Origin of the sequence: Burkholderia sp. ABCPW 111 (assembly GCF_000773065.1) — a bacterium.
Classification (GTDB): domain Bacteria; phylum Pseudomonadota; class Gammaproteobacteria; order Burkholderiales; family Burkholderiaceae; genus Burkholderia; species Burkholderia savannae.
The window spans coordinates 1-26945 of the sequence record NZ_JPWT01000108.1; the positions used below are offsets into that span (position 1 = coordinate 1).

A 26945-nucleotide genomic window follows, 5' to 3' on the forward strand; every position below is an offset into this window, starting at 1 on the left:
CGGTAAAGAACGTTTCGAGATCATGAACACGATATCTCTAACGCACCGCCCACAGCGCTCGTTTACACCGTATCCAATTTCAACAGCCTGATAGAGCCGAGTGCGTGCGCGGAATTTCGTGTGGGCCGCAGTCGCGCGCGACATGAAGTCTTGCGGCGAAGGTGCGTCAAAAGACGAATCGCGGACAAGTTGAGGTGTCGCGCCGCGCACGTGAAGAACCGCGCGTCGCCGCACGATTCGCGAATCCGCGACATGCGCAGCGGATCGCCGATCCTTTGCGCGACCGTGCAACGAACGAGCGCCGATTCGTTCGGCCACTCCCGCTTGTCGAGCACGTGCACCCGGCAGATCCGAACGGTCTTCGCACGGATAACGCCACGCGCTTGCCGCCCCGGCGGCGTTCACGGCGGATCGCCGATCCGATGCGCGACCGCGTAGCGAACGAGCGCCGATTCGTTCGGCAGCTCCAGCTTGTCGAGCACGTGCGCCTTGTAGATCCGGACGGTCTTCGCGCTGATCCCGAGCGCCTGCGCGATCTCGACGGGCGTGTCGCCGGACGCGAGATGGCGGAACACTTCGAATTCGCGTTTCGACAAGCGCTCGTGCGGCGGCGCGCCCGACGGCGAATGCAGGTTCCCCGCGAGTTGCTCGGCGACGCGCATGCTCACGTACACGCCGCCCGACGCGATCTTGTGAAGCGCGGCGATCAGCTCGTCGCAGCCGCTTTGCTTCGTCAGATAGCCCGACGCGCCCGCCTGAAACACGTCGGCCGCGTGCCGCTGGTTGGCGCGCGCGGTCATCACCAGAATGCGTATCGACGGCGCGGCCTGACGAATGCGACGCATCAGGTCGACGCATTCCCGGCCGAGCGTGTCTTGATCGAGCAGCGCGACGTCGGCGCGGCCTTGTTTGACGAGCTCGAACGCGGACGCCGCGTCGCCCGCTTCCCCGTCGATCGCGAAATCGCCCGATTTTTCGAGAATATGTCGCAAGCCGTCGCGCAGCACGGCGTGACGGTCCACCACCAACAGCCTGATCATCGGCGAAGCCTCGTAGCGCGAACCTGTTTATGGCCTTCGTGTCCCGGTGGTCGACGGGCACGCCGCCGTGCGTCGCGACGGCGCGCGAACGCATGCGGCGATCCGGCCGAACTCCGGACGCTTGTTCCCCGGACCGTTGCGTCGCGCCGGGCGGCGATCGGCGATCGCCGGGCCCGGTCACGCGCGTCGCGACTGGTCGCCACGGCTTGAAAGAATCGAGGCCGCCGCTTCGCGCAAGCCGCGCGGCGGCGACGATGCCCGGCCGCGCGCGCGATGCGACGCACGCCGCTCGGGGTGTTGTTCACGTCATCGGGATCGTCGCCCGCCGGGCGGCGGACGCGTGGCCGTCGCGAGCGCCACGTTTCAATCTTATGCCGGCATGCTTACGCATTCCTGATCGTTGCGCACGCAATCGCATCGGTGAAATCGCGGATGACGTTACGCCGCGCGGCTTTGCGGATTGGTCATACCGTACGACGACTGGGCGCGTGCGCGACGGAGGTTCGAGCGCCGGCCGTTTCCGATTCGATGCGATCGGCCTCGGGCGAAGAAGCGCGCGATGCGCATTCGATGGCGATCCTCGCGAGCCGCTGCGCGGCGCATCGTTTGCCGAGCGCAGGCGACCCGGCGATCCGATTGCGCGCACCGCGTGCGAGCGAACGACGGTCGACACGTTTCGGGCCGCCCGAAAACGAATCGCTAATGAAGCGCTTACGCCCGATCCGATCGCGGCGGCCCCCGGCGAAAGGCGTCACGGGCTCGCGTGTCTTCCTGGCGCAGGATGCGACACGTGCGCGCACGCGAGCCCGGGTCGGAACGGGGAAAACGTTTTCGAAACGCTCGCGTTTCGCATCGGCGCATCCGCGCGAATTGCCGAACCGCGGCGCATCTTCGCGCGCTCGGCGATCGAATCCGCAGTGGAATCGGAAAATTCCTACAGCCCGGCGCGCGGACGCTGTGTGCTTATCTCGTAATTGCCGATTTTCTTTCGCCGTCTCGACTTGCACAGTGCGATGGAACGCAGTTTCGATCGCGGACGAAGCGAGAGCGGAGCGGCCGAGGCGGGCCGACGTCGCTCGATGCCGGAGACATGACCATGTTGACGCCCCATGAATTCTCAACGCTGTTGTGCATTGCGCGTTCGCCCCAGGACGTCGACGAGGCGGACCCGGAATTCGTTTCTCTCGTCGAAATGGGCCTCGCGATGACGGCGGTCCGAGGGCAGCCGATCGTGCCGGGTTCGCTGCTGACGTCGCGCGGCCGCGAATTGCTCGAGCGGATCGTGTGCGTGAAGGCGGCGGCCGTGCAGAGGGTTTGAGCGGGGCCGTTCGATTCCGGCGCATGCGACGTAGACGCATGGCCGGATGACGGTTGCAGCGCACGACGGCGGCGCCGGCCGATCGACGAACGTTGCCGTTGTCGACGGGCGCAAAGCGCTGCGGCGCGATTTCGTGCGCGATCTCTCGCGCGATGCCGCGCATTCGCGTTCGCGTCGCGCGTTGACGCAACTCAAGTCCGTTCGCCGCGCGAAGGCGCACGCTGATCATCGGCGCAGCGCGCGTTTGGCCCGTGTGAAGAACGGCCCGCGCGCGGTGCGATTCGCGCGGCGCGCGACGCCAGGCCATGCGGCATCGGGCGAACGAAGCGAGCCGACACGCGCCGCGCGATGCGCGCGCCGTCTGCGATCATTGAACGGGCGACAAGCATGGAACACCCGCACCGCCTCTCCGACAACGCGGCGCGTCTGCTCGCGTTGATCGACGCATTGCTCGCCGAGCTGTACGGCGAGCGCAACGGTCATCGTCGCGCGACGCTCGACGCGCAGTTCGAGCGCGATCTCGGCTTCGACAGCCTGACGCGCGCGGAGCTGTTCGACCGGATCGAGCGCGCGTTCGGCGTGCGCTTGCCCGTCGACGTGTTTGCGTCCGCGGCGACGCCCGCCGACGTCGCGCGCGCGCTCGCCGACGCGCACGCGCAACCGCAAGCCGCGCCGGAAGAGGACGCGCAGCCGCCGCTGGCCGCCGCCGCCGCCGCATGGCCCGTCGAAGCCGATACGCTGATCGACGTGTTGCGCTGGCACGCCGAGCGACATCCCGATCGCGTCCACCTGCGGCTGCTCGAAGACGGCCTGAGCGCGACGCCGCTCACCTACGGCGAACTGCACCGGCGCGCGTCGGATCTGGCGAGCGGCTTGCGCGAGCGCGGCATCGATCCGGGCGACACGGTCGCGCTGATGTTGCCGACGGGGCTCGACTATTTCGTCGCGTTCGCCGCGATCCTGTATTGCGGCGCGATTCCGGTGCCGATCTATCCGCCCGCGAGTCTCGCGCAGCTCGACGAGCACGTCGTGCGTCACGTGCCGATTCTCGAGAATGCGCAGATCAAGGCGTTGATTGCGTTTCGCCAGGCCGTCTCGGTCGCGCAGCTTCTGAAGCTTCGCGTGAGCACGCTGCAGCACGTGTTCACGCCCGGGCAGATCGAAGGCCGCGAGCGGCTGCCGCCGTTTCGCGCGGCAGCGAGCGATATCGCGCTGCTTCAGTACACGTCGGGCAGCACCGGCACGCCGAAGGGCGTGATGCTCAGTCATGCGAATCTGCTCGCGAACATCCGCGCGATGGGCGAGCGGATGCGGGTCGACGCGACCGACGTGCTCGTGAGCTGGCTGCCGCTCTATCACGACATGGGGTTGATCGGCGCGTGGCTCGCGCCGCTTTATTTCGGCATCCCGGCGATCGTGATGTCGCCCGTCGCGTTCCTCGCGCGCCCGGCGCTCTGGCTGCGCGCGATCTCGCGATATCGCGGCACGATCACCGCCGCGCCGAACTTCGCTTACGAGCGTTGCGCGCGTCATCTCGCCGCGCTCGAGCCGACCGAATTCGATCTGTCGTCGCTGCGCTTCGCGTGCTGCGGGGCCGAGCCCGTCCACGCCGACACGCTGCGTGCGTTCGCCGCGCGCTTCGCGTCGTGCGGCTTCGACGCGCGCGCGCTGACGCCCGTCTACGGTCTCGCGGAAAACACGCTCGGATTGACGTTTCCGCCTCCCGCGCGCGGGCTGCGCGTCGATCGGATCGCGCGCGAGCCGCTCAACGCGGGCGGCCGCGCGGTGCCCGAGTCGGGCGGCGCGAACGCGCTCGACGTGCCGAGCTGCGGCTATCCGCTCGACGGCACCGAGCTGCGGATCGTCGACGACGACGAGCGCGAGCTTGCGCAGCGGCAGGTCGGGCGCATCGAGTTTCGCGGCACGTCGGCGACGCGCGGCTACTATCGCAATCCCGCGCAGACCGCGCGCCTGTTCCGCGACGCATGGCGCGATACCGGCGATCTCGGCTATGTCGCCGACGGCGAACTGTACGTCACCGGGCGCGTGAAGGACATGATCATTCGCGGCGGCCGGCATTTCTTCCCGTACGAACTCGAAGAGGCGATCGAGCGGCTGCCGGGCGTCGTGACGGGCGGCGTCGCGGTGTGCGGCGGCGCCGATCCCGTCAGCGGCACCGAGCGCGTCGTGATTCTCGTGGAAAGCGAAGCGACCGATGACGCCGCGTGCGAGCGGCTGCGAACGAGCGTCAACGACGTGACGGCCGCGCTCTGGGGCGCGCCCGCCGAGCAGGTGAGCATCGTCGCGCCGCACGGCATCCTGAAGACGCCGAGCGGCAAGATCCGCCATGCCGCGACGCTCGCGCAGTTCGAGCGCCACGCCGGACGGCTGCCGCAAGCGAGCGCGTCGTGGCGGCAGCTCGCCGATCTGGCGGCGGGCAGCGTCGCGCCGTTCTGCGGGCGCGCGTGGCGGCGCGCGGCGCGGGCGCTTCGCGGGCTGTACTGCTGGTGGCTCGTCGCGCTGCTCGCGCCCGCGCTATGGGCGCTCGTCGCGTATCGGAAGGATCTTCAGGACAACTGGCAGCTCGCGGCGTATGCGTGCCGCACGTTCCTGCGTTTCGCCGACGTGCGCACGAACCTGATCGCCGATCCCGACGCGCTTGCGGCCGGGCCGTCGATCGTCGTCGCGAATCATACGAGCTACCTGGATGTCGTCGCGTTGCTCGCGCTGCTGCCGTATCCGGCGCACTTCGTCGCGAAGCGCGAGCTCGCGGCGCGGCCGTTCGTCGGGCGCTTCCTGCGCGCGCTCGGCACGCGCTTCGTCGAGCGGCGCGAGTACGGCCGCAGCGTCGAGGACGAAGCGCGGCTCGTCGCGCAGGCGGCCGCCGACGAAACGCTGCTGTTCTTCCCGGAGGGCACGTTCACGCGCGCGGCGGGGCTCGCCGCGTTCCGCCTCGGCGCGTTTCGCGCGGCGTGCGCCGCGCGGCGGCCGGTGGTGCCCGTCGTCGTGAGCGGCGCGCGCGCCGTGTTGCGCGACGGCGAATGGGCGCCGCGCCGCGGCGAGATCACCGTGACGATGCTCGCGCCGATCCTGCCGGACGGCGAGGACTTCGGCGCGATGGCGCGGCTTCGCGATCGCGCGCGCGGGGCGATTCTCGCGCACTGCGGCGAGCCCGACTTGCGCGACGACCGCGCTCAGCGCGCGGCGTTCGCGTCCGTCGCGTAATACGCGCGGCATTGCGCTTCGCGTCCGCGCACCACGCGCTTGCCGATCAGCGCGCCGCGCGTCTCGGTGACGACGGTGCGCTGATGCTCGTCGTGATCGCTGTCGTAAAAGTACAGGATCACCCAGTCCGCGGTGCGGCCGAGTTCGTGCGCGCGTCCGGTGTTCGAATAGAGCGCGGTGAAGTGCCAGTCGTCGCGCGTCGCGTGCAGCACGGGCAGCCACGCTTCTTGACGCGGGTTCAGCCGTTTCGGCGCGATCTTCGGCAGCGCGCCGGCCGCGGCCTTCTCGCGATAGAGCCGGTCGACATCGAGCAGCACGGAGACGGAAGGCTCCAGTGCGGGCGTCGCGCGGCGCACGAGCGCCTGCCGGCCGCGCCGACGGCTCAGCAGACTCTCGAGCGCCGCGCGGATGCCCGCGATCCGCCGCGGGCCGAGCCCTTCGACGGTCGCGAGGCGGCCGTCGCGCACGGCGAGCTCGAGATCCTCGAGCGTGTCGATGTGGAGCGCCTCGTGGATGCGCTCGGCGAGCGCGCGGCCGACGCCCGGCACCATCTGGAACGACAGCGTCGGACTGGCCGCGCCGCGCAGGCGGTCGAGCTGGCGCCAGCGGTCGGTGATCAGCATCTCGGCGATCGCGCGCGCGATGCCGAGGCCGATGTGGGGCAGGGCGTCGAGCGCGTCGATGCCGCCCGCGTCGAACAACTCGCGGACGTCGCGATCGAGGCTCGCGACCGTCTCGGCGGCCGACCGGTACGCGCCGGCCCGATACGGATTGGCGCCCTGCGTTTCGAGGAGCTCCGCCGCCTCGAGCAGTCGGTCCGCGATGTGCCGGTTGTCCGTCGCGGCGGTGGGTGGGGCAGTCTGCATCGTTCGAAGGCGGTGGGTTGCGCGGCGGGGCCGGGCCCGCATCGGCGGGCGGCGCGAGCGTTCGTCGCGCGGCCCGATCGAGCGGCATGGTTTCGGCGCGCGCGGCGTGCCGCGTGCGCCGAGCGGTCCGACGAAAGCGCGGGGAGCGCGGTCGGGGCGCAGGCGGCGGGGCGAATCAGGCGGCGCCGTGCCTGTGCCCGCGCGCGTACCTGCACGCGTATCGCTTCACGCCGCGATCGGTCGGCTCTCCAGAAAATTCTCACGGAACGAATGCTCGGGAAATTGACGCGCGTCAATGGTGTGTGATCCGAGCGCGCACGGCATGCGGCGCGAGGTTGGCAGGATTCGTGGCGCGCGTCGTCGCGCGATGCGACGCACGCACGATGGAAGCGATTCCGCGGCGCGACGCCGCGCGCCGTTTGCGGATACACGTGTTCGCCGCGCTTGGCGGCGGCCGGAACGGCGGAGACCATCGTGGATGGCCGACGACGTGCGCGGCCGCTGATAAGATACCGCCCGATCCTGTCCCACCGCCGAGAGCCCGCCGCCCGATGAAGCCCGCCGTCAAGCGTTCGACGAAGCCAGCCGACGCCGCTCGCGCCGCGGCGAAAGCGCGCGCGCCGCAGCGGCTCACGTACGTCATCGGCAATCTCGACCGGCTGCTCCGCCGCCACATGACCGATGCGCTCGCGCCGCTCGGCATCACGCTCGCGCAGTACACGGCGCTGTCGGTGCTCGAGGCGCGCGGTCCGTCGTCGAATGCGAAGGTCGCCGAGCGCTCGTTCATCACGCCGCAGTCGGCGAACGAGGTGATGAGCGCGATGGCGGGCCGCGGCTGGATCATGCGCGAAGCCGATCCGAATCACGGGCGCGTGATCCTGCTGCGCGTCACGCCCGGCGGCGTCGCGATGCTGCGCGAATGCGAAGCCGCGCTGCGGCCGCTCGAAAGCCGGATGCTCGACGGCGTGCCGCACGCCGACGCCGAAGCGGCGCAGCGCTGGCTCGAGATTTTCGTGCGCAATCTGCGCGGCTGATTCGCGTCGCGCGCTTTCGTTGGCCGAATCGAGTTGCTTCGACGGCCGGAACTGTCTTGCCGCCTCGCCGCGTCGAGTTGCGTCGAGTTGCGTCGGGCCCCGCCGCATCGGCGAGGTTTTCCGCTGTTGGTCACGAGCTGCCGTCGCGCGCCGCTGAAGCGCGCGTCCCGGCGCTGCCGCGGCATCGTTGCGCGGCGCGACAGCGCATCGAGCGCCGATCTTCCGCTGAAAAAATCATTCAGAATCATTGCGTTGCCAGCGAGCGGCTTCCCGTGCATGCAATGTCTTGTTAATTTCATACAAATCACCGAATTATTTCTTGCGATTGACCTATCGAATCTCACAAAATGGCTGCCGTCGGCCCTTTCGGGGGCGCGTCCGGTGACGGATCGGCCGCCCCCGGCCGCCGCGTTTTCTCACCATCCGCGAATCGAACCGCAGCCAAGGTAGATCCATGTCCCGTCCCGTTTTCGAGGCCGTACGATTGGACGACGTCGTATTGCAGCCGTCCCCCATCAACCCGGCCTGGGTTCTCGAAGGCAATCCCGTCGCGCGCAGCGGCCAGTGGTCGCGCAGCCCCGACTCGACGACGTCGATGTGGGTTTGGGATTGCACCGCGGGGCGCTTCAACTGGCACTTCGACTGCGACGAAACCATTCACGTGATCGAAGGCGAAGTGATCGTCACCTCGGAAGGCCAGGCGCCGCGCACGCTGCGCGCCGGCGACGCCGCGCTGTTCCACGCCGGCAGCCGAGCCGAGTGGCACGTGCCGAAGTACGTGCGCAAGCATGCGATCCTGCGCCCGCATATCCCGAAGCCGGTGCTGTTCGTGCACAAGGTCGTCCGCAGGTTGAGCAGCACGCTGCGGTGACGCTTGCGCGGCGGGCGGGCGCGCAGCGGCGCGTGCGGCTTGCGCTGCCTACTTCGCGCGCTTGGCCTTCGCTTTTTGGCCGGCCGCATTGAGCGCGATCGCGGCGCGCACGAGCGCCTTGAACGCGTCGGCGTCGGGCGCCTCGCCTTCGTGGATGTCGATCGCGCGCCGGACGTTGCCGTCGAGGCTCGAGTTGAAGAGCCCGGCCGGGTCCTCCAGCGACGCGCCCTTCGCGAAGGTCAGCTTCACGATCGACTTGTACGATTCGCCGGTGCAGATGATCCCGTCGCGCGACCAGACGGGCGTGCCCATCCACTTCCATTCCTCGGCGACGTCCGGGGCGGCGTCGCGGATCAGCTCGCGCACCCGGCTCAAGGCGTCGCCGCGCCAGTCGCCGAGCTCGGCGATCCGTTTGTCGATCAGCTCGGAAGCCGACGGGCTTTCCGTCGAATCGGTCTTCTTCATGTTCTCCTCCTGAAGACGTCGGGACTCTTCGGCGTTCGGCGCGATTTTGCGTTGCGGTCGCGGCGTTGGGCGCCTTCGTCTCGCTGCCGCGGCATGTTCGGCCGACGCGCTCTCATGGTCATCGGCGCTGTCGCCGCCCGGACGGCGGCGTCGGCGAATGCGGCTCGGCGGTCGACGGCGCGTCCGTCACGATACGCGATCCTCGGCACGGCCGCGCGACATTCGTTTATCGGGCGCGAAGCGCGCCGGGTTTCGTCGACAGGGCGTGCGGGGGGCGGTGTGACGCCGTTGCTGGCGCGATCATCGAAAAATGGGCGGGAAATTGCCGACAGATCGTCGCGAAATGGCCGCGAAATGGCCGCGAAATGGGTGGAAGGCGGCCGCGATACGGTTTCCTCGCCCGTCGAACGAGGCGCGCGGCCCAACGCGGCCCAACGCGGGCGAACGGACAGCTTCGCCATCGTGCGATAAGCGGAAGGACTGATTGCGCACGCGCTTCTGCACGCGTGAATCACGCGGGCCGAATCAGAAAAGACCGCGTGCACCACGGCGATCGTCGCAAGTCGCTCGTCGCGGTTGCGCATTCGATGTCCGGCGATCTCGATTCCACCGCCCGCTTGAGCCGCGAACACTGCAGACGGCGGCGCGCGAACTGCCGCTGAAGCGTGCGGCGGCGACGCGTGCAGCGCCGCTGCGCCTTGTCGTGGCTGCGCTGCGCTCGCATGGTGGTCGACGGCTCTCGTCCAGAACCTCGCCTCGGCGCGTTGGGGCGGGTTGGGCTAGCGAATCGCTGCGAAACCAGTAGCCATGCAGGCTGCCATCATCTCGCGAGCCCAAGGGCTGAGTTTTTGCGAAGGTCGGAAAGTCTGGCGATGATTTGAAGTCGCCGCGAAGGACGGAGCGTGCCAGTTCCTCGAGCACAACTCTGCTGTCCACGCCACACGGGGGCGGACAGCTGTCCTTCGGGTAGTACCAGAGTTCCACGCGCTCGATGTCTGACGCGCCGGCTCTGCCCGCTTGCCAATTTGAAAAAATGGAATGTCCAACCCGAGGAAGCGGTCATCGACCGATTGGCGCGTGTTGCCCTGCGCTCAGAGTCAGGTTCGGGTGCGCTCTGTTACTCGTCTTTCAGAAACACAAGCTCACACACCATGACGATGTGTATAGGCTATCGATTCCGGGGGGGGATGTCCATGCCGGCTTATGTGCGGGTGAGAACCTGTCACCTCAGACCACTGCGTTGAAAATAATGGTCCGTAGCACTGCCGGCTCTCAGGGCATCTTCGCTTTGTTCGAAGAGCAACTCCGACCATAACCTTCCGTCTCGCGTTAGCGCTAGCTTCCCCGAGTGTCGCTCATGTTCAAAGCGCATGAGCGTGCAAATACTTTGGTGCCGACGGCGAGACTCGAACTCGCACAGCTTTCGCCACTACCCCCTCAAGATAGCGTGTCTACCAATTTCACCACGTCGGCATTTCAATGCAACCGGGATGCACTAGGTCCCGTATCGCGACAGCCTTGCCAGCCAGGACTTAGGCACGGCATTGTATTGTGCACCAAGGGCATGTTGAGATAAGAACCCGCACGCCTCTCGGCGCAACCCCTCAAGATAGTGCGTCTACCAATTCCGCCACCTGGGCAAGGGGCGCAATTGTAGCGGCTAAATGAATTCTTGTGAACTGTCTCGCAGCGGGAAAGCGGGAAAGCGGGAAAGCGAGACGATGCGACCTGGCCATGCGTTCCGCAGCGGCGACGCGATTGTCTTTGCGTTGGCGACGTCGGGCGGAATGGCGGCATGGGCCGGAATTCGGGCCGCCGTCCGATCCACCGTCCATCTTTCGTCTTTCACCTTGTTCCGGTATTCATGAAGCCGGCAGGGAGCGCGTAATTCGACTCGCGTGTCCAGCCGGGCAACTTGCTCCCGCCGCTTCGATTCGTCGTGAAGTGTTCCGCCGCGCGAGCGCGGTCGCACGATCCGAGCGGCTCCTTGTCGCGACGTTCATGATGGGGCGGCTTCGGAGCGCAAGCTGCTGTTCTTGCGATGCACCGATGTCGGTCGCGGCGTAGCGCTCGGGTCGGCGGCTCGTCGGAAAGGCGCGTTGATTGATGCGGCCGCGATGTTCGCCAATGTCCGTTTCGCCGTTCCTTCGGCAGGTCGGTCGCGCGGCGATCAAGCCGTGCTCGGCAGGACGGATAGTCAACAAGGAGCGCGGTCGCATCGACTCGCGGGCCGGCTTCTCAATCGGCCTCTCGCTTGGCTTTTCGCTCGGGCTCGCGTCGCCTCGCGCGCCTCGCACGCAGCATGTCGACTTGCGCGTCTCCGAATGTCCCCGCCGGTCTCCCGCCATCGTTCTTCGTCCGATCGAGTGTTTGTCCGAGCCTCCGTCGATACAGCTTTACATGTCAGGTAACCTGATATTAAATGAGCGTCGAGCCGCGTATCGCGACGATGTCATTGGAGAAAGATCGATGAGTTATGAAGGTCGCTGGAAAACCGTCAAGGTGGTCGTCGAGGGGGGGATCGCGTGGGTCGCGCTGAATCGTCCCGACAAGCGCAACGCGATGAATCCCGCGCTGAACGCGGAGATGATCGACGTGCTGGAGACGCTCGAGCTGGACGCCGAGGCGCGGGTGCTCGTGCTGACGGGCGAGGGCGACGCGTGGACGGCCGGCATGGACCTGAAGGAGTACTTCCGCGAAGTCGACGCCGGCCCCGAAATCCTGCAGGAGAAGATCCGCCGCGACGCGAGCCGCTGGCAGTGGCAACTGCTGCGCATGTACGCGAAGCCGACAATCGCGATGGTCAACGGCTGGTGCTTCGGCGGCGGGTTCTCGCCGCTCGTCGCGTGCGATCTCGCGATCGCCGCCGACGAGGCGGTGTTCGGCCTGTCGGAGATCAACTGGGGCATTCCGCCCGGCAACCTCGTCAGCAAGGCGATGGCGGACACGGTCGGTCATCGTCGGGCGCTGTACTACATCATGACGGGCGAGACCTTCACCGGCCCGCAGGCCGCGCAGATGGGCCTCGTCAACCAGAGCGTGCCGCGCGCGCAACTGCGCGACGAGGTGCGCGCGCTCGCCGCGAAGCTGCTCGACAAGAATCCGGTCGTGCTGCGCAACGCGAAGCACGGCTTCAAGCGCTGCCGCGAGCTCACGTGGGAGCAGAACGAGGACTACCTGTACGCGAAGCTCGATCAGGCGCAACTGCGCGATCCCGAGCGCGGGCGCGAGCAGGGGCTCAAGCAATTCCTCGACGACAAGTCGATCAAGCCGGGGCTGCAGGCGTACAAACGTTGAGCCGAAGCCTCACGGGGCGCCGCGCTCGCGACAGCGTGACAGCGTGACAGCACGCCAACGCGACAACGCGCCAACGCGACACGCGGCGCCGAAACGAGACGGACTGGAGACAACGATGACCGACAGACGGATGTTGATCGGCGGCGCATGGCGCGCGGCCGAAGACGGCGCGACGTTCGAGCGGCACGATTCGGTGACGGGCACGCTCGCGTCGCGCGCGCCGGCCGCGGGCGTCGCACGCGCGCTCGCCGTCGCGCGGCGGATCGAATCGGGAATCTGCCACGTGAACGGGCCGACCGTTCACGACGAAGCGCAGATGCCGTTCGGCGGCGTGAAGCCGAGCGGCTACGGGCGCTTCGACGGCGCGGCGTCGATCGCGGAATTCATCGGGTTGCGCCGGATCACCGCGCAGACCGCGCCGCGCGCGTTTCCGATATGAGCGCGGAGGGCTTCGCCGTGTCCCGTCTTTTCTCCGATGCGTCGCGCTATCGGAGCGTGGACGTCGCGCGCGGCGCCGCGCACGTCGAGCCCGACGGCGACGGCTGGCGCATGCGCGCCGCCGAGCCGCTCGGCGCGTACCCCGAGCGCCTGACCGACTGCCTCGCCGCGGGCGCGCGCGATCATCCGGCGCGCGTGCTCGCCGCGCAGCGCGGCGCCGACGGCCGCTGGATCGAGATCACGTACGCGCAGATGCTCGAGCGCGCCCGCGCGCTCGGCGAAGGGCTGCTCGCGCTCGGCCTGTCCGCCGAGCGGCCGCTCGCGATCCTGTCCGGCAACGATCTCGCGCATCTGCAGCTCGGCTTCGCGGCGATGCTCGCGGGGATTCCGTACGCGCCGGTGTCGCCCGCGTATTCGCTCGTGTCGACCGATTTCGGCAAGCTCCAGTACACGCTCGGCGTGCTGAAGCCGGGCGCGGTGTTCGCCGCCGACGGCGACGCGTTCGCCGCCGCGCTCGCCGCGGCCGCGCCGGCCGACGCCGCGGTGATCGTCGCGCGCGGCGCGCCGCCGCCGCGAGGCCGCCCGGCGCCGTTCGAGCGCTTGCTCGACACGCGGCCGCGCACGATCGACGCCGCGCACGCGCGCGTCACCGCCGATACGCTCGCGAAGATCCTGTTCACGTCGGGCTCGACGAAGCAGCCGAAGGCGGTGCCGACGACGCACCGGATGATGTGCAGCAACCAGCAGATGTTGCGCCAGACGATGCCGGAGCTCGCGCGCACGCCGCCCGTGCTCGTCGACTGGCTGCCGTGGAATCACACGTTCGGCGGCAGCCACAACGTCGGCATCGCGCTCTACAACGGCGGCACGCTGTACATCGACGACGGCCGGCCGACGCCCGAGCGCTTCGGCGAGACGGTGCGCAACCTGCGCGAGATCTCGCCGACGATCCATTTCAACGTGCCGAAGGGCTGGGAGGAGCTGACGGCCGCGCTCGAGCGCGACGCCGCGCTGCGCGCGTCGTTCTTCGCGCGCGTGAAGCTGTATTTCTTCGGTGGCGCGGGGCTGTCGCAAGCCGCGTGGGAGCGGCTCGACCGCGTGACGCAGGCGCATTGCGGCGAGCGGATTCGAATTCTCGCCGGGCTCGGGATGACGGAGACGTCGCCGTCGTGCCTGTTCACGACGGGGCCCGTCACGGGCGCGGGCTACATCGGGCTGCCCGCGCCCGGCTGCGACGTGAAGCTCGCGCGCTGCGGCGACAAGCTCGAGCTGCGCTTCAAGGGGCCGAACGTGATGCGCGGCTACTGGCGCGCGCCGGCCGATCCGGGCGGCGTGTTCGACGGCGACGGCTACTACAGGAGCGGCGACGCCGCGCGCTTCGTCGATCCCGCGCGCCCCGAGCTCGGGCTGATGTTCGACGGGCGCCTCGCCGAGGACTTCAAGCTGAGCTCGGGCACGTTCGTGAGCGTCGGGCCGCTGCGCGCGCGGGCGGTGTCGGCGGGCGCGCCGTACGTGCAGGACGTGGTCGTCACGGGACTGAATCGCGACGACATCGGCCTGCTCGTGTTCCCGCGGCTCGACGCGTGCCGGCGGCTCGCGGGGATCGCGGGCGACGCCCCGGCCGCGCAGGTGCTCGCGTCGCCGGCGGTGCGCGCGCAGTTCGCCGGATGGCTCGCGCGGCTCAACGAAGCGGCGACGGGCAGCGCGTCGTTCGTCGCGCGCGTGCGCCTCCTCGATGCGCCGCCGTCGCTCGATCTCGGCGAGATCACCGACAAAGGCTCGATCAATCAGGCGTCCGTGCAGCGGCATCGCGCGGCGCTGATCGACGCGCTGTACGCGCAGGCGCAGGCCGATCCGCTCGCGATCGTCGCGTAGCGGACCGAAGCGCCGAGTGGAATCGAGCCGAACCGGATCGAATCGAACCGGATCGAATCGAACCGGATCGGCAAGTCGGGTCGCATGCGGCGCGCGCCGAGACCGCCTGCCCGGCATGCGCACCGATCCGTTCTTCGTCGGCGCCGCGTACCGGGCCGCGCCGTTGCGCGCACTCGACGGCGAGGGCTACCGGATCGTCGATGCGCGGCACGACCCGCGAGTCACGTTGGCGATGCCGCGCGCGACCTGCTCGCTGTCGAAGCGCACGGCCGTCTACGCGCGGACCGCGCATCTATGGAACGGCGCGCACGCGCGCTACTCGGTGAGCGGCGGTGGCGGCACGAAGCACGCGCCCGGCATCGGCCGGCTCGGCGCAATGGCAGGCATTCGCCAGCTGTTCCGAGCCCGCGCCATTCGTCTGTCATCCGAATTTTTCGCATGGAGCCGAAGATGAAATCCAAGCACATCGCGCGTCGCGTTCGCCTGCTCGCCGCGCCGCTCGCATGCGCCGCGCTGCAGGGCTGCGGCGGCGTCGTCGATTCCGCGCTGCCGCGCCTCGCCGCCGCGACGCCCGCCGCGATGACCGAAACCTGCGGCACGCTCGCCGCGAAGCTGCGCTTTCCGAACACCGCGTTCACGTCGGTCGCGACCGCGGCGGCGGGCGCGCTCCGCATCGCCGGCAAGCCGATCGGCGAGCATTGCGTGATCGAGGGCAAGATGAACGAGCGGGTGAGCGCGGTCGACGGGCAGACGTATGCGATCGGCTTCGAGATGCGGCTGCCGAAGGCGTGGAACGGCCGCTTCTTCTATCAGGCGAACGGCGGGCTCGACGGCAACGTCGTGACCGCGACGGGCGACATCGGCGGCGGCGGGCCGCTCGACAACGCGCTCAGGATGGGCTTCGCGGTGATCAGCTCCGACGCGGGGCACGGCGCGAAGCAGAATCCGCGCTTCGGCGTCGATCCCGGCGCGCGGCTCGATTACGGCTATCGCGCGGTCGATGCGCTGACGCCGATGGCGAAGCAGGTGATCCGGATCGCGTACGGCAAGGCGCCGGAGCGCAGCTACTTCGGCGGCTGCTCGAACGGCGGCCGGCATGCGATGGTCGCGGCGGCGCGCAACGCGGGCGAATACGACGGCGTCATCGCGGGCGATCCGGGCTTCCATCTGCCGAAGGCGGCGATCGGCGAGATGTTCGGCGCGCAGCAGTTCGCGCGGATCGCGACCGCGACGACCGCGTCGGGCCAGCCGGACCTCCGCAGCGGCTTCACCGACGCCGAGCGGCGGTTCGTCGCGAGCCGCATTCTCGCGAAGTGCGACGCGCTCGACGGCGTTGCCGACGGGCTCGTCGAGGACGTCGCCGCCTGCCAGGCGCACTTCGATCTGAACGCCGACGTGCCGGCTTGCGCGAACGGCGCGCGCACCGGCCAATGCCTGAGCGCCGCGCAGAAGCGCGCGCTCGCGAACGTGTTCGCCGGCGCGCGCAACGGCGCGGGCGACGCGCTGTACGCGAGCTTCCCGTTCGACGCGGGCGTGAGCGGCGGCAACTGGGCCGAATGGAAGCAGGGCAATTCGGTGACGCTCGATCCGGGCGCGGCGGCGTTCACGTTCACGACGCCGCCGCGGCCCGCGTCGGTGCTCGCGAACCTCGAGGCGTACGCGCTCGGCTTCGACATGGACCGCGACGCGCCGGCGATCTTCGCGACGAGCGGCGTGTACGCGGAATCCGCGTGGTCGTTCATGACGCCGCCCGACGAGGCGAACCTGTCCGCGCTGAAGCGGCGCGGCGGCAAGCTGATCGTCTATCACGGCACGAGCGACCCGGTGTTCTCTTCGAACGACACGACCGACTGGTACGCGCGCGTGATGCAGGCGAACGGCGGCGACGCGAGCGACTTCGCGCGTTTTTTTCGCGTCGCGGGGATGAACCATTGCTCGGGCGGGCCGGCCGCCGACCAGTTCGACATGCTGACGCCGCTCGTTGCGTGGGTCGAGGCGGGCCGCGCGCCCGACGCGATCGTCGCGACCGCGCGCGGCGCGTCGAACGCGGCGCCGAATCCGGACGTGCCGGCGTCGTGGGGCGCGGGGCGCACGCGGCCGCTGTGCCCTTATCCGCGCGTCGCGCGCTACGACGGGGGCGACGTGAATTCGGCGGCGAGCTTCAGTTGCCGATAGCGGCGGTTCGCGCACGCGCCGAGCGCCGCGCGGGCGGGCGCGCGGCGGCCATGGGGCGCGTCCGGATTCGCACGCTCGAATTCTTGCGCGCCGCTTATAACGTGCGCGTCGGCGGGCAGCCGAGCGCCGCGTCCGCGACGGCCGCCGCGCGCATCGACACGATCGCGCCGGACCCGCCGGACCCGCCGATGTGAGGTTCGTCGAATGGGAAGCGTTGACGAGCGCGCTCCAGCAGCCGGCGCCATGGACGCTCGCCGGCACGAAGCGGGCGCCGATGGCGCGGGTCTTCGATTTTTCGAGGCCGTGACGCGCGGCTGCGGCGGAATGCGCATCCTTCACCGGGCTGGGCTGGGCGCGGTCGGCGCGTGAATGTCGACGACCGGACGACCAGACCAGCAGTCGACCCGGTGTCGTAGCGCTCCTTGCCGATATGCGTCGGCGCGCAGGTCGCGGAGCATCGGCATGACCCTCGGCCCGCGTTATTGGCGGCCAAAATCATATCGGCATGCGACATTGATTCTCGCCGATATTTCGACCACTCTTGAAAATCCGCGGCGAGGCGCTCGACTGTTTTGGGGCGATGCGATGCGCCGTCGCCAGTCCGTCGCGGGGCGAGGCGGCTTCCGGCCGAGACGGAAGCGGGCGTGCGGCGATCTCGCGAATGAGATTGTTCTCGAATTCGAATTCGAATTCGCCGATGCGACGCGCCAGTTCGCGTCGCGGCGGCGATGCGGACCGGCGCATGCGAGCCGGCGCCGAGCGGGGCCTCGGTGTGCTTTCCGCTTGATCGGGATTCGAATCGACGCCGCCGATTCGAAGCGGTTTCGAGAGCGGCTGGTGAGCGGCCTGTAATGCGCGGCGCTCGCCGTCAGCTGCGATGTCCGGCTCCTTGCGGGCCTCGATGCGCGCGATGGCCGTCGGGCATCCGGTTCGGGCGTTCGCCGGGCGGCTTCCGGCGTGTGCGGCCACGCCAGTCACGCGCCGGCTGCGCGGGCATCGCCGTATCGTTCGAATCGACGCGGCCGGCGCGGCCGACGCGGTCGATTTGGTCGATTCGGTCGATTCGGCCGGGCGGTCGCGGCAACGGAGTGCGCGACGACGCCGTCGGCTCCGCACGCCGGCCGGCGATTGAGCGCATCGATGCGCCGCCGGGAGCAACGAACGGCGATGAAGGGCGACGAACGGCGACGAAGATCGACGAGGAGCGGCGAAGCATCGCAAGAGAACGCAATCGCAGCGCCGTCGGATGCGAACCGACCGTTGCGTCTCGCTGAACGTCGGCGCCGATCGGTGCCGCATTCGATTGAATCGGCAGAAGCCGCGCAACCGCACTTTCTACAGTGGAGGACCGCGATGAGTTTTCTGAACTACGGCACCCGGACGACCCCGCGCTGGACGATCGACCAGCCGATCTTCACGATCGTGCGCGCCCGTCAGGGCCGGCAGGCGACGTATGTTCCGGGGCGCCAATTCGGCGCGTCGTGCGCATCCGTGTTGCTCGGGCCCGATCTGAAGATGCCCGGCCAGGGGCGTCACAACCCGCCGCAAGTGGGCGGCGCGCCGTGGGACGTCGTGATGGCGGGCGGCCCGGCGCTGACGTTCGTTCAGGACGAGAACCCGAGCTACCGGCCGTGGGTGCGCGGGCACCTGATCAACGGCGGCTGGGGCGGCTCGGGCCGGGACTGGCGCAATCTCACGCCGCTGACTCATTCGGCCAACATGAATCACAAGACGGTCGAGACGTACATCAACAACTTTCTGGAACTGAGCCGCCAGTACGAGGCGAGCGGCCGGCGCGACGCGTGGTACGGCGTTTACTACTGCGTCCAGTGCGCGGCGGACCCGTTCGCGTTGAATCCCGGCGCGACCGATCTGTACACGTATGCGCCGAGCTTCATCCGGATCGGCTGGCGCGCGGTGCGTATCGACAAGCCGGTCGGCGGCAGCACGGCGCTCGGCGTGGCCCAGCTGGCGGTCAACGAATTGACGGCCGGCGCGCTGAATGCTGCGCCGGTGCTTCCGTTTGCCCCGCCGGCGCGCGCGTGGGGACCGAGTCCGACGCTGCCGCTCGGCGAGCGCCCGGGCGATCCGGTGCTCGGCTCGTTTCCGGGCGACTGCCCGCCCGCGGCCGGGAACGGCTTCGACGGCTGGGTCGAGGTCCATCAGGGGTAGCCCGCGCGCCGCTTCACCTTCGCCTCCGCCGTCGCCGTCGCCGCCGTCGCCGTCGCCGTCGCGATCAGGCCACGAACGGGCCACGAACGGGCTACGAATGGGCTACGAATGAGCCACGCGCGGCGGCGGCCGCACGACCGGCGCCTTACTTCGACACCGACCGCCATGCCGCGACGGCGAGCTCGTCCCGATACTTGACGGGCGTCGCCTTGACCCGGCCGCTCAGCCACGCGCGACAGTAATTCTCCGATTGGCCGACGATCAGCGACGGCAGCAGTTCGGCCGGCCATTGCGCCATCTCGTCGCGCCCCGGCGCCTGCGCGAACCAGGCGAGCACGCGGCGATTGCGCGAGCGGTTCTTTTCGGCCAGCTCGTCGGCGCGCGGCCCCGACGCGACCGCCGTGCGCGCCATGAACTGGAACCGCGCGAACTCGGGCTGCGCGCTGACCCAGTCGACATAGCTGTGGACGAGCGCGGTGACGCCTTCCCGCGCGGTCGTCGCGCGCCCGAGATAGTCGGCGAGCAGTTGCGCCTGATCTTCGATCGCGCACAGGAAGAGCGCGGCGATCAGCCCGTCCTTGTTGCCGAAGTGGTGATAGATGTTGCCGACGCTGGTGTCGCAGCGCTCGCGGATCATCTCGATCGTCGTCGGTTCGAGCCCGTGGTCGTTGAAGCAGGCGAGCGAGGTCGCGAGGATCGTGCGCTTCAGGGTGGCGCGGCGGCCGGGAAACTGCCGCGTCAGGATGTCGAGGGTAGGCAAGCTGGGTCGCGAAGGAAAAACGAGGGTCACGCAATGGTACCTTGACGCCGGTCGCGGAAACAGAATATTCTTCCGCAACAGAACATTGTTCTGTTTTGCCGATACAGGAGACGACATGAGCCAGGTTCTCGATATGTTCAACGCGGCCGGGGCCGCGCAATTCAGCAAGATGGTTTGTCAGATGGCGCCGTATTTCGGCACGATCGAGCCGGAGGTCGTCGGGTTGCAGCCGGGGCGCGCAGAGGCGAAGGTCGGTTTCCGGCGCGAGATCACCAATCACATCGGCACGGTCCATGCGATCGCGCTGTGCAACGCGGCCGAGCTGGTCGCGGGGCTGATGACCCAGGTGTCGATTCCGGACGGCCTGCGCTGGATTCCGAAGGGCATGACCGTCGAATACCTGGCGAAGGCGAAGACCGACGTGACGGCCGTGGCCGACGGCGCGGCCGTCGACTGGCAGAGCGAAGGCGACAAGATCGTGCCGGTCGAGATCACCGACGCCGACGGCAACACCGTGTTCACCGCGCGGATCACGATGAACATCAAGGCCTGACGCTTCCGGCGCCGCGCGGGGCGCCTGCGCCTGCGCCTGCGGCGCGAAGGCGCTCCGCGCGGCTCGCTGCAACGAATTTTGACCGGGTATCATCCGATCATATGATCAACGCCCGACCAACAAGGAGACTGCAGTGAGAAGGAAAACCGACAAACTGTTGCCGATCAGCGCGGCTGCGATGGTGATGGCCGTTGCCGCGACTCATGCGATGGCCGACCAGGTCGTGAAGATCGGCAGCGCCGAGCCTTTGACGGGGGGCATCGCCCACCTCGGCAAGGACAACGAGAACGGCGCGCGCCTCGCGATCGAGGAGATCAACGCGAAGGGCCTCACGATCGGCGGCCAGAAGATCACGCTCCAGCTCGACGCGCAGGACGACGCGGCCGACCCGCGCACCGCGACGCAAGTCGCGCAGAAGCTCGTCGACGGCAAGGTCGTCGCGGTCATCGGCCATTTGAATTCCGGCACGTCGATTCCGGCGTCGAAGATCTACAGCGACGCGGGCATCGTGCAGATCTCGCCGTCGGCGACGAATCCGGCCTACACGCAGCAAGGTTTCAAGACGACGTATCGCGTCGTCGCGACCGACGCGCAGCAAGGCCCGGCGCTCGCGAACTACGCGCATTCGAAGGGGATCAAGACGATCGCCGTCGTCGACGATTCGACGGCGTACGGCCAGGGTCTCGCGAACGAATTCGAGAAGCGGGCGAAGGCGCTCGGCCTGAAGGTGCTGTCGCACGACGCGACGAACGACAAGGCGGTCGATTTCCGCGCGATCCTGACGAAGATCAAGGGCACGAATCCCGACGCGATCATGTACGGCGGCATGGACGCGACGGGCGGCCCGTTCGCGAAGCAGGCGAAGCAACTCGGCCTGCGCGCGAAGGTTTTCTCGGGCGACGGCGTGTGCACCGAGCAGTTGCCCGCGCTCGCGGGCGCCGCGGCCGACAACGTCGTGTGCTCGCAAGCGGGCGCGGCGCTCGAGAAGATGCCGGGCGGCGCGGCGTTCCAGGCGAAGTACGAGAAGCGCTTCAACCAGCCGATCCGCTTCGACGCGCCGTTCACGTACGACGCGGTGTACATCGTCGTCGATGCGATGAGGCGCGCGAACTCGACCGATCCGGCGAAGATTCTCGCCGTGATGCCGAAGACGAACTATACGGGCGTGATCGGCACGACGGTCTTCGATGCGAAGGGCGACCTGCAGCACGGCGTGATTTCGCTGTACGACTTCAAGGGCGGCAAGAAGACCTTCCTCGATCAGGTCACGATGTAGTTGAGCCGCGCGGCGGCGTTGGCCGCCGGGTTTGCCGGCGGCACGAAACGGGCGGGCGCCGGACGTGGCGCCCGCCCGTTTTTTTCATCTGGCGGGCGGGGCGAAGAGGATGCGCCGCCGACGCGCAACCACGCCGATCGACGCCGCCGTCAAGGGGCGCGCACATTCGTTCGACGCCTTGCGGCCGGCCACCCGCTTCGTCGGCGCCGCGCGCGCCGTGACCGCGAAAATCGCGAAGCCGCGTGTCGGGCGGAGCGCGAAGCGACGGCGGCCGCGCACGTCGACGGCATCGCGCGGGCCTGGGCCGGCCGCATCCGGACCCCGCACGGCGGGCTCTCGGCTCGCCGGACGGGCGTCGGCGCGCATCGATTTGATCTGGAGCCCCTTCGGCGAACCAGGCCGCACCGCTTTCTTCTCGGGACCGGTATCATCTGAGCTATTTGTCTTGGCGAAACCGTGCGGGGGATTGGCGTCGTGCATGTCGGTGAGCGTTTCAACAGCATTACCCATCTCGTGGGCGCGGTGTTGTCGGTAGCGGGGCTCGCCACGCTGGTGACGATGGGCGCCCTCGACGGCGACGCATACAAGGTGGTGAGCTTCAGCGTGTACGGCGCGATGCTGTGCGTGCTCTACGCGATCTCGACGCTCTACCACAGCGTGCGCGGCCCGCGCCTGAAAGCCATTCTGCAGAAGTGCGATCATTCGGCGATCTATTTGCTGATCGCAGGCAGCTACACCCCGTTCACGCTGGTCACGCTGCGCGGGCCGTGGGGGTGGTCGCTGTTCGGCGTGAGCTGGGGGCTCGCCGCGCTCGGCATCGTGCAGGAGCTCACGCTCGGACGGCGCACGCGCAGCATTTCGATGGCGCTGTACGTCCTGATGGGTTGGCTCGCGCTCGTCGCGATCCGCCCGCTGATCCACGCGCTTCCTGCGGCGGGAACGGCGTGGCTCGTCGCGGGCGGCGTCATCTATAGCGCCGGCATCTACTTCTTCATCAACGACGAGCGCATCCGTCACGGGCACGGCATCTGGCATCTGTTCGTTCTGGCGGGCAGCCTGTGCCAGTTCGTCAGCGTTGCGGGCTACGTCGCGTGACGCGAAGCGGGGCGCCCGATCGCCGATTTGCCTGCGCGTGCGGCTCGTTCGGCTCGTGCGGCTCGTTCGGCTTGTGCGGCTCGTGCGGCTCGTGCGGCTCGTGCGGCTCGTGCAGGCGCCGCCGCGCTCGGTTCACCCGCCATGAACGCCGATAACGTCCTCGTGCACGTTCCATCCGCCTTCCACGTGCGTTTTCGCCGCGCCGTCGCGACCCAGTGAAGCGTGAAGCCCTGTGATCTGCGCGGCGGCGTGACGTCCCATATCGGCGATTCCGCTTGCGGCCAGCCGGTTTTGCCAAATGGACTGATCGCCGTTCCGAGCGGCCTCGGTTTCCATCCGGCATAGCTCGGTCAGGTTCTCGCTCGTCATCGGCTGCTCGCGCAATTCCGCCATCGCCGGATTGTCGTGCGCCGCGTCGACCAACGCCGGCGACGCACCGGTCGTGGCGGCAAACGCCGCAGCCGCGGCGTTCTGGAGTTCGCCGACGGTGCCTCTCTTGGCAAGCGGCATCAGTCCGCTCAGCGCGCCGTCCGATTGCTTGCGTTGAATCTGATGCGCCGGTGCTTTCGAATCAGCGTTCGTCCTGGAATTCGAATCGGTGGCGGATACCGACGTGACCGACGATCCGCCGCTTGTTGAAATACTCGAGCCCATGCCATCTCCTTGATTGTGTCGCCTGCCGTCGCGCAGCGACAGATATGGTGTTGCGAGTATCGCCGGGGGGGCGCAGATCGATTCGCCGTGCCGGAAGTCACGTCGCGAAACGCGAACATCCTGACGCGATCAGATATGGCGGGATGGGCTCACTGGCGGGACCGCTCGCGAAGCAGCGAGACAGCGAAGCGGTAAGGCGACGAAGCGGTAAAGCAGTAAAGCGATAAAGCAATAAAGCAATAAAGCAATGAAGCAATGAAGCAGCCCGAGCGGCGCGCGAAGGTTTTCGCGAGCGACGGCGTGTACGCCGAGCAGCCGTGCGCGCATGCGTGCGTTGCGGCCAAGAACGTCGTGTGCCCGCAAGCGGGCCGAACCCCGCGGCGTCGAGCTTCCGTGCGACACGTTTCAACGAGCCTTACGCGTCTCCGGTTTTGGGAAAGGCGAACGCACACCTGCGTGCGTCGGCATCGCGCGATCGAGATATCGATGGATTCCCGCGAGCCGCGGATACGAAAACGACGTTCTCGAGCGCCGTCCGCAGACGCGCGCCCGGAACGCCGAAGCAACGGCCTCATGAATCGCCCCGTTCGCCATGATGCCGGCGGGCGAGCGGGACGACTGGAGCGGCGTAACCTCGAGCCTTGCCGACGTTATTGCGGCAATGCCGTGGCGCGGAAGCCGATCGGGCCCTCGCCGCTGTAGGTCATGGCGCCGTGGAACGTGTTGCCGTTGTCGCCGGAGGTGATGTAGAGCTCGACGACGTTTTGGCCCGAGCGGCAGCCGAGCAGCCAGACGCCGCCCGGATGCCACGGAGCGGACGTGCCGCCCCACTGATTCTCGACCGCGTAGTTGTTGCCCGTGACCGCATTCCCCTTGAAGCCGATCGGGCCCTCGCCGGCATAGGTCATGTTCCCGTTCAGGGTCTTGCCGTTGTCCGTCGAGCCGATGCTCACCGCGACGACGGCCTGGTCACGCGCGCCGATCACCCAGACGCCGCCGTTGTGCCACGGCGCTGTCGAGCCGCCCCATTGATTTTCGACCGCGTACACGCCGCCGTCGGCCTGCTGGCTCTTGAAGCCGATCGGGCCTTCGCCCGCATAGGTCATCGTGCCCGCGAGATTCGCGCCCTGGTCGCCGGATTCGAGTTTGAGCGCCACCACGTTCTGATTGGAGCGCCCGCCGATGATCCACGTGCCGCCCGGGTGCCAGGGCGCCGAGCTTCCGCCCCATTGATTTTCGACGTTGTACGTATTGCATTGCGTGAGCGTCGCCCTGAAGCCGATCGGGCCTTCGCCGGCATAGGTCATCGTGCCGGTGAGCGTTCTTCCGCCATCAGCGGATTTGATGTCGATCGCCACGACGTTCTGACCGGAACGGCATCCGAGCACCCACATGCCACCCTCATGCCACTGGGCCGACGAGCCGCCCCATTGATTCTGTACGTGCTGCAGATTGTTGAAGCCCTTGCTGGTCTTTGCCATTGTTATCTCCGGTGATAGTACGGGTGACGCGGGAGTTCAACCCGCGTGCGGAGAACGGCCTTGCACATGGATTGTCGTTGTTGCGCCCGTCGTCCTGTTCCAGAAGGCGAGCGCCGTGGCAGCGCGATCGACTATGGGCAAGGCACGGGCGCTTTTGCAATTGCACGGCCGATCAAACGAGATGGCCACGATCTACCTGCATGATGAGTCGATTTGTTTCTCGCAGGCGATCGACGCTGCGGCTCGTTCTCAAAAAAAGTAGTTCAGCTTCGACCCTCTCACAACTACTAGAACCCGTAGGTATGCGGCGGGCTCCGCGATGGCGTGGCTGCCCTGACACCGGTGCCGGGCCGAGGCCGAATCGAACGCACGGCAGGGCATCGCTCCGCGAGATACCTACCATTACTGAGAGGCGCCTGTCCTCAAGCGATGGCCTAGACTTCACTCATTTCACCTGGCCTCGCGCGCGAACTTTCGAGTCGGCACCGGTACTCGTCATATCACGCGCGCGCCGGCGCATCGGCGCATCAGATCAGCTTCGACACCGAACTTTTTCCGGTGTGGGCGTGCGGCGCGCCATGTGCATCATCCGCTAGAGCGACTTTCGCATACTTCAAAAACGATGGATGGGATGCCTAATGAATTCGTCCGGTGCCATTCGAGAGGAACCGCAAGCCGCTCATCGGGAAAAAGTCCTGTTCGGAATTTCAATGGACGGCGTGCTGGCTTCCGGCATCACCGAGGAGTTTTTGAAAGTCGCGTCGATTTTCAATGGGCACGGCTATCGAACGTATCTCGATCTCGGCTATGACATCAGGAGCGATAAGGGCGATTTCTTTCGGCCTTACGCGAACGAAGCCGAGGCGTTGCCTGATTGGCTCGCGTTGGCGCGCATCCGAGGTCTCGCCGAGGTGAGAGGCTACACGCAGCGTCTGGTCCGGGAAATGCTGGAGCAGATCCGCGATGGGGACGGCGAGCGAATACGCCGATGCCTCGGCGGAGCCATCGTGCCTCGGATTGCCGCATCGATCGTGGATACCTGGCGGTGTCTGGATGTTTCGGTCGTCATCGTGGAGAACGGGTCGCTGCCGGAGAATCTGCTGTTCTCCGAGGCTTTGCGTCTGGCAATCGAGCAGTACGGGCGCGAAAAGCGCAAGGGGACGTTCGTGCTCTGGCGGGATCACGATCTGATGTGGTTCAGCGAAAGCGAGAAATACGGAGGGCCTGCGTTCGAACACATTCCGAAGCCGCCCGTCTCGAAGTACATCCGATACGCGACCCTCACGAACACCGCCAGAAAGCGGTTCAACGAGTGGGCCCCGCACATCGATGCGACCGTGTTGCCGAACTGCTTTCGGTTCGAGCAAGCCGCAATCGACGACGCCAATCGGCATTTTCGTGCGCACTACGGCATTCCCGCCGATGCGCTGCTGATCGCGCGGTGTACTCGGGTCATTCCGCAAAAAAGGCTGGATAGAGACATTTTCCTTTTGCATGCGTTGCGCGAATCGATGCGTTCGTCGGGCAGCGAGCGGTCCGTTTATCTCTTCGTGACGGGGCCGACCGGCGAACACGAAGAGGAGCATGGCCGACTGTCCCGCATGGCGATCGAGCTGGGAGTCGACGCACAGGTCATCTACGGAAACGGACTGTTGCCGTGCTCGGCGCTGTGTCGCCCGTCGAATCGCGCGTCGCGGGAGCCCCAGTATTCCGTCGGTGATCTTCTGGCGCACGCCGATCTGAGTTCGTTTCTGACCTCGTACGATTACGAAGGCTTCGGCAATCCTCCCGCCGAGGCCAGCGCCCAACAGCGCCCGTTCATCAGCAGCACGTATGAGCTGTACGACGAGGTGTACGGGGAAAAGGGATTCAAGAGCCTGCTTTTGCGCACGCGGAAGGATTGGGATGGAATGCCCGACGGCGCCTATGCGCACGCCGTGCGGGAGCTTCTGCTCGACGAACGACGGCGGCAACGATGGGCTCGTTTCAACTTCGAGCTCGGCAGAAGGCACTTTTCCCTGGAGTTCTTGCGGCGCCGGCTTCGCGCATGCCTGCCCGGCGCGCTCGATAGTGCGTCATCCGAAACGATGCGTGATGCAATCAGTGCCTAGGGCCTGTTCCCGCTAATCACGGGCTTGCGAACGTGCCTTTGCGCCCGCAGGGCAAGGAGAGAGGAGGCGCAATAGCCGTCGGCTATTGCAACGACGAACGACGCCGCTATGCGGGCACAAAGGCACGTTCCCGTGACCGAAAAAAATCCGTCGAGGGGCTGGCCGCCAGAAGGGCCGATCGCTGCGTCATGCTCCTCGCGAATACGTCGAGTATTCGCTTCGTCGCAATCCTTGCGCTC

General features: G+C 67.7%; 22 protein-coding genes, 1 tRNA gene and 2 pseudogenes. 15 read left to right on the top strand and 10 right to left on the bottom strand.

Going from position 1 to position 26945, the window contains the following annotated elements; all coding sequences use genetic code 11:
- Window positions 1-401: 401 nt before the first annotated feature.
- Window positions 402-1040: a response regulator gene (locus X946_RS24435; RefSeq protein ID WP_038753166.1), complete on the bottom strand. Its 639-nt coding sequence runs from the start codon at window positions 1038-1040 to the stop codon at window positions 402-404.
- Between the two features lie 206 nt (window positions 1041-1246).
- Between X946_RS24435 and X946_RS34510 the strand changes: the two genes are divergently transcribed.
- From X946_RS34510 to X946_RS24455, 3 genes are all read left to right on the top strand, one after another.
- Window positions 1247-2014: a hypothetical protein gene (locus X946_RS34510; protein ID WP_145986900.1), complete on the top strand. Its 768-nt coding sequence runs from the start codon at window positions 1247-1249 to the stop codon at window positions 2012-2014.
- A 122-nt stretch (window positions 2015-2136) separates the two neighbouring features.
- Window positions 2137-2358 carry a hypothetical protein gene (locus X946_RS24445; protein ID WP_038753207.1) on the top strand — a complete coding sequence of 74 codons (222 nt, stop codon included), beginning with the start codon at window positions 2137-2139 and terminating at the stop codon, window positions 2356-2358.
- Window positions 2359-2745: 387 nt separating this feature from the next.
- Window positions 2746-5583: an AMP-binding protein gene (locus X946_RS24455; RefSeq protein WP_038753172.1), complete on the top strand. Its 2838-nt coding sequence runs from the start codon at window positions 2746-2748 to the stop codon at window positions 5581-5583.
- Here X946_RS24455 and X946_RS24460 read toward each other — a convergent pair.
- On the bottom strand, window positions 5553-6449 hold the full coding sequence (locus tag X946_RS24460; protein WP_038753173.1) for a helix-hairpin-helix domain-containing protein: 897 nt from the start codon (window positions 6447-6449) through the stop codon (window positions 5553-5555). The genes X946_RS24455 and X946_RS24460 overlap by 31 nt on opposite strands.
- A 551-nt stretch (window positions 6450-7000) precedes the next feature.
- Here X946_RS24460 and X946_RS24465 point away from each other — a divergent pair.
- Both X946_RS24465 and X946_RS24470 read left to right on the top strand, forming a co-directional pair.
- Window positions 7001-7483 (top strand): MarR family winged helix-turn-helix transcriptional regulator, encoded by a 483-nt coding sequence (locus tag X946_RS24465; protein ID WP_038753175.1) that lies wholly within the window; start codon window positions 7001-7003, stop codon window positions 7481-7483.
- 454 nt (window positions 7484-7937) lie between these two features.
- Window positions 7938-8354 carry a cupin domain-containing protein gene (locus X946_RS24470; protein ID WP_038753177.1) on the top strand — a complete coding sequence of 139 codons (417 nt, stop codon included), beginning with the start codon at window positions 7938-7940 and terminating at the stop codon, window positions 8352-8354.
- Window positions 8355-8402: 48 nt separating this feature from the next.
- Here the strand turns inward: X946_RS24470 and X946_RS24475 are convergent, their stop codons facing one another.
- The 3 genes from X946_RS24475 to X946_RS24485 all read right to left on the bottom strand — a co-directional run bounded on the left by X946_RS24475 (window position 8403) and on the right by X946_RS24485 (window position 10292).
- Window positions 8403-8819 (bottom strand): DUF1801 domain-containing protein, encoded by a 417-nt coding sequence (locus X946_RS24475; protein WP_038753179.1) that lies wholly within the window; start codon window positions 8817-8819, stop codon window positions 8403-8405.
- Window positions 8816-9403, bottom strand: coding sequence for a hypothetical protein (locus X946_RS34515; protein ID WP_152611802.1), 588 nt, complete (start codon window positions 9401-9403; stop codon window positions 8816-8818). Before X946_RS34515 ends, X946_RS24475 begins: the two co-directional genes overlap by 4 nt.
- Window positions 9404-10207: 804 nt before the next feature.
- Window positions 10208-10292: transfer RNA gene (locus X946_RS24485), tRNA-Leu, on the bottom strand.
- 996 nt (window positions 10293-11288) lie between these two features.
- Here X946_RS24485 and X946_RS24490 point away from each other — a divergent pair.
- From X946_RS24490 to X946_RS24510, 5 genes and pseudogenes are all read left to right on the top strand, one after another.
- Window positions 11289-12116 carry a p-hydroxycinnamoyl CoA hydratase/lyase gene (locus X946_RS24490; protein ID WP_038753182.1) on the top strand — a complete coding sequence of 276 codons (828 nt, stop codon included), beginning with the start codon at window positions 11289-11291 and terminating at the stop codon, window positions 12114-12116.
- A gap of 187 nt (window positions 12117-12303) precedes the next feature.
- Window positions 12304-12555: pseudogene (locus X946_RS24495) on the top strand (aldehyde dehydrogenase family protein); the annotation flags it as partial.
- A complete protein-coding gene (locus X946_RS24500; RefSeq protein ID WP_052145170.1) occupies window positions 12552-14429 on the top strand; it encodes a feruloyl-CoA synthase in 1878 nt (625 codons plus the stop codon). The pseudogene X946_RS24495 and the gene X946_RS24500, both read left to right, overlap by 4 nt.
- Window positions 14430-14544: 115 nt before the next feature.
- Window positions 14545-14883 (top strand): annotated as a pseudogene (locus tag X946_RS35305) (hypothetical protein); the annotation flags it as partial.
- Window positions 14880-16604 carry a tannase/feruloyl esterase family alpha/beta hydrolase gene (locus X946_RS24510; RefSeq protein WP_038753213.1) on the top strand — a complete coding sequence of 575 codons (1725 nt, stop codon included), beginning with the start codon at window positions 14880-14882 and terminating at the stop codon, window positions 16602-16604. The pseudogene X946_RS35305 and the gene X946_RS24510, both read left to right, overlap by 4 nt.
- Window positions 16605-17099: 495 nt before the next feature.
- Here X946_RS24510 and X946_RS34525 read toward each other — a convergent pair whose 3' ends face one another.
- The gene (locus tag X946_RS34525) at window positions 17100-17573 is read right to left on the bottom strand and encodes a hypothetical protein (protein ID WP_156440008.1); all 474 of its coding nucleotides are present in this window, start codon (window positions 17571-17573) and stop codon (window positions 17100-17102) included.
- 384 nt (window positions 17574-17957) lie between these two features.
- Here X946_RS34525 and X946_RS24535 point away from each other — a divergent pair, with 384 nt between their 5' ends.
- Complete coding sequence (locus X946_RS24535) at window positions 17958-18776, top strand: hypothetical protein (protein ID WP_038753192.1); 819 nt, start codon at window positions 17958-17960, stop codon at window positions 18774-18776.
- A gap of 145 nt (window positions 18777-18921) precedes the next feature.
- Here X946_RS24535 and X946_RS24540 read toward each other — a convergent pair whose 3' ends face one another.
- Window positions 18922-19536: a TetR/AcrR family transcriptional regulator gene (locus X946_RS24540; protein WP_038753194.1), complete on the bottom strand. Its 615-nt coding sequence runs from the start codon at window positions 19534-19536 to the stop codon at window positions 18922-18924.
- Between the two features lie 115 nt (window positions 19537-19651).
- Between X946_RS24540 and X946_RS24545 the strand changes: the two genes are divergently transcribed.
- Window positions 19652-20089: a hotdog fold domain-containing protein gene (locus X946_RS24545; protein WP_038753195.1), complete on the top strand. Its 438-nt coding sequence runs from the start codon at window positions 19652-19654 to the stop codon at window positions 20087-20089.
- A 178-nt stretch (window positions 20090-20267) separates the two neighbouring features.
- A complete protein-coding gene (locus X946_RS24550) occupies window positions 20268-21365 on the top strand; it encodes a branched-chain amino acid ABC transporter substrate-binding protein (RefSeq protein WP_052145173.1) in 1098 nt (365 codons plus the stop codon).
- An 84-nt stretch (window positions 21366-21449) separates the two neighbouring features.
- Here X946_RS24550 and X946_RS29600 read toward each other — a convergent pair whose 3' ends face one another.
- Window positions 21450-21845: a hypothetical protein gene (locus X946_RS29600; protein ID WP_152611805.1), complete on the bottom strand. Its 396-nt coding sequence runs from the start codon at window positions 21843-21845 to the stop codon at window positions 21450-21452.
- Between X946_RS29600 and trhA the strand changes: the two genes are divergently transcribed.
- A complete protein-coding gene (gene trhA, locus X946_RS24560) occupies window positions 21840-22460 on the top strand; it encodes a PAQR family membrane homeostasis protein TrhA (RefSeq protein WP_038753201.1) in 621 nt (206 codons plus the stop codon). The genes X946_RS29600 and trhA overlap by 6 nt on opposite strands.
- A 132-nt stretch (window positions 22461-22592) precedes the next feature.
- Here the strand turns inward: trhA and X946_RS24565 are convergent, their stop codons facing one another.
- The gene (locus X946_RS24565; protein ID WP_038753203.1) at window positions 22593-23114 is read right to left on the bottom strand and encodes a hypothetical protein; all 522 of its coding nucleotides are present in this window, start codon (window positions 23112-23114) and stop codon (window positions 22593-22595) included.
- A gap of 650 nt (window positions 23115-23764) precedes the next feature.
- Window positions 23765-24595 carry a lectin OAA family protein gene (locus X946_RS24570; protein ID WP_052145175.1) on the bottom strand — a complete coding sequence of 277 codons (831 nt, stop codon included), beginning with the start codon at window positions 24593-24595 and terminating at the stop codon, window positions 23765-23767.
- A 710-nt stretch (window positions 24596-25305) separates the two neighbouring features.
- Here X946_RS24570 and X946_RS24575 point away from each other — a divergent pair.
- A complete protein-coding gene (locus X946_RS24575; RefSeq protein WP_038753205.1) occupies window positions 25306-26706 on the top strand; it encodes a hypothetical protein in 1401 nt (466 codons plus the stop codon).
- Window positions 26707-26945 lie beyond the last annotated feature (239 nt).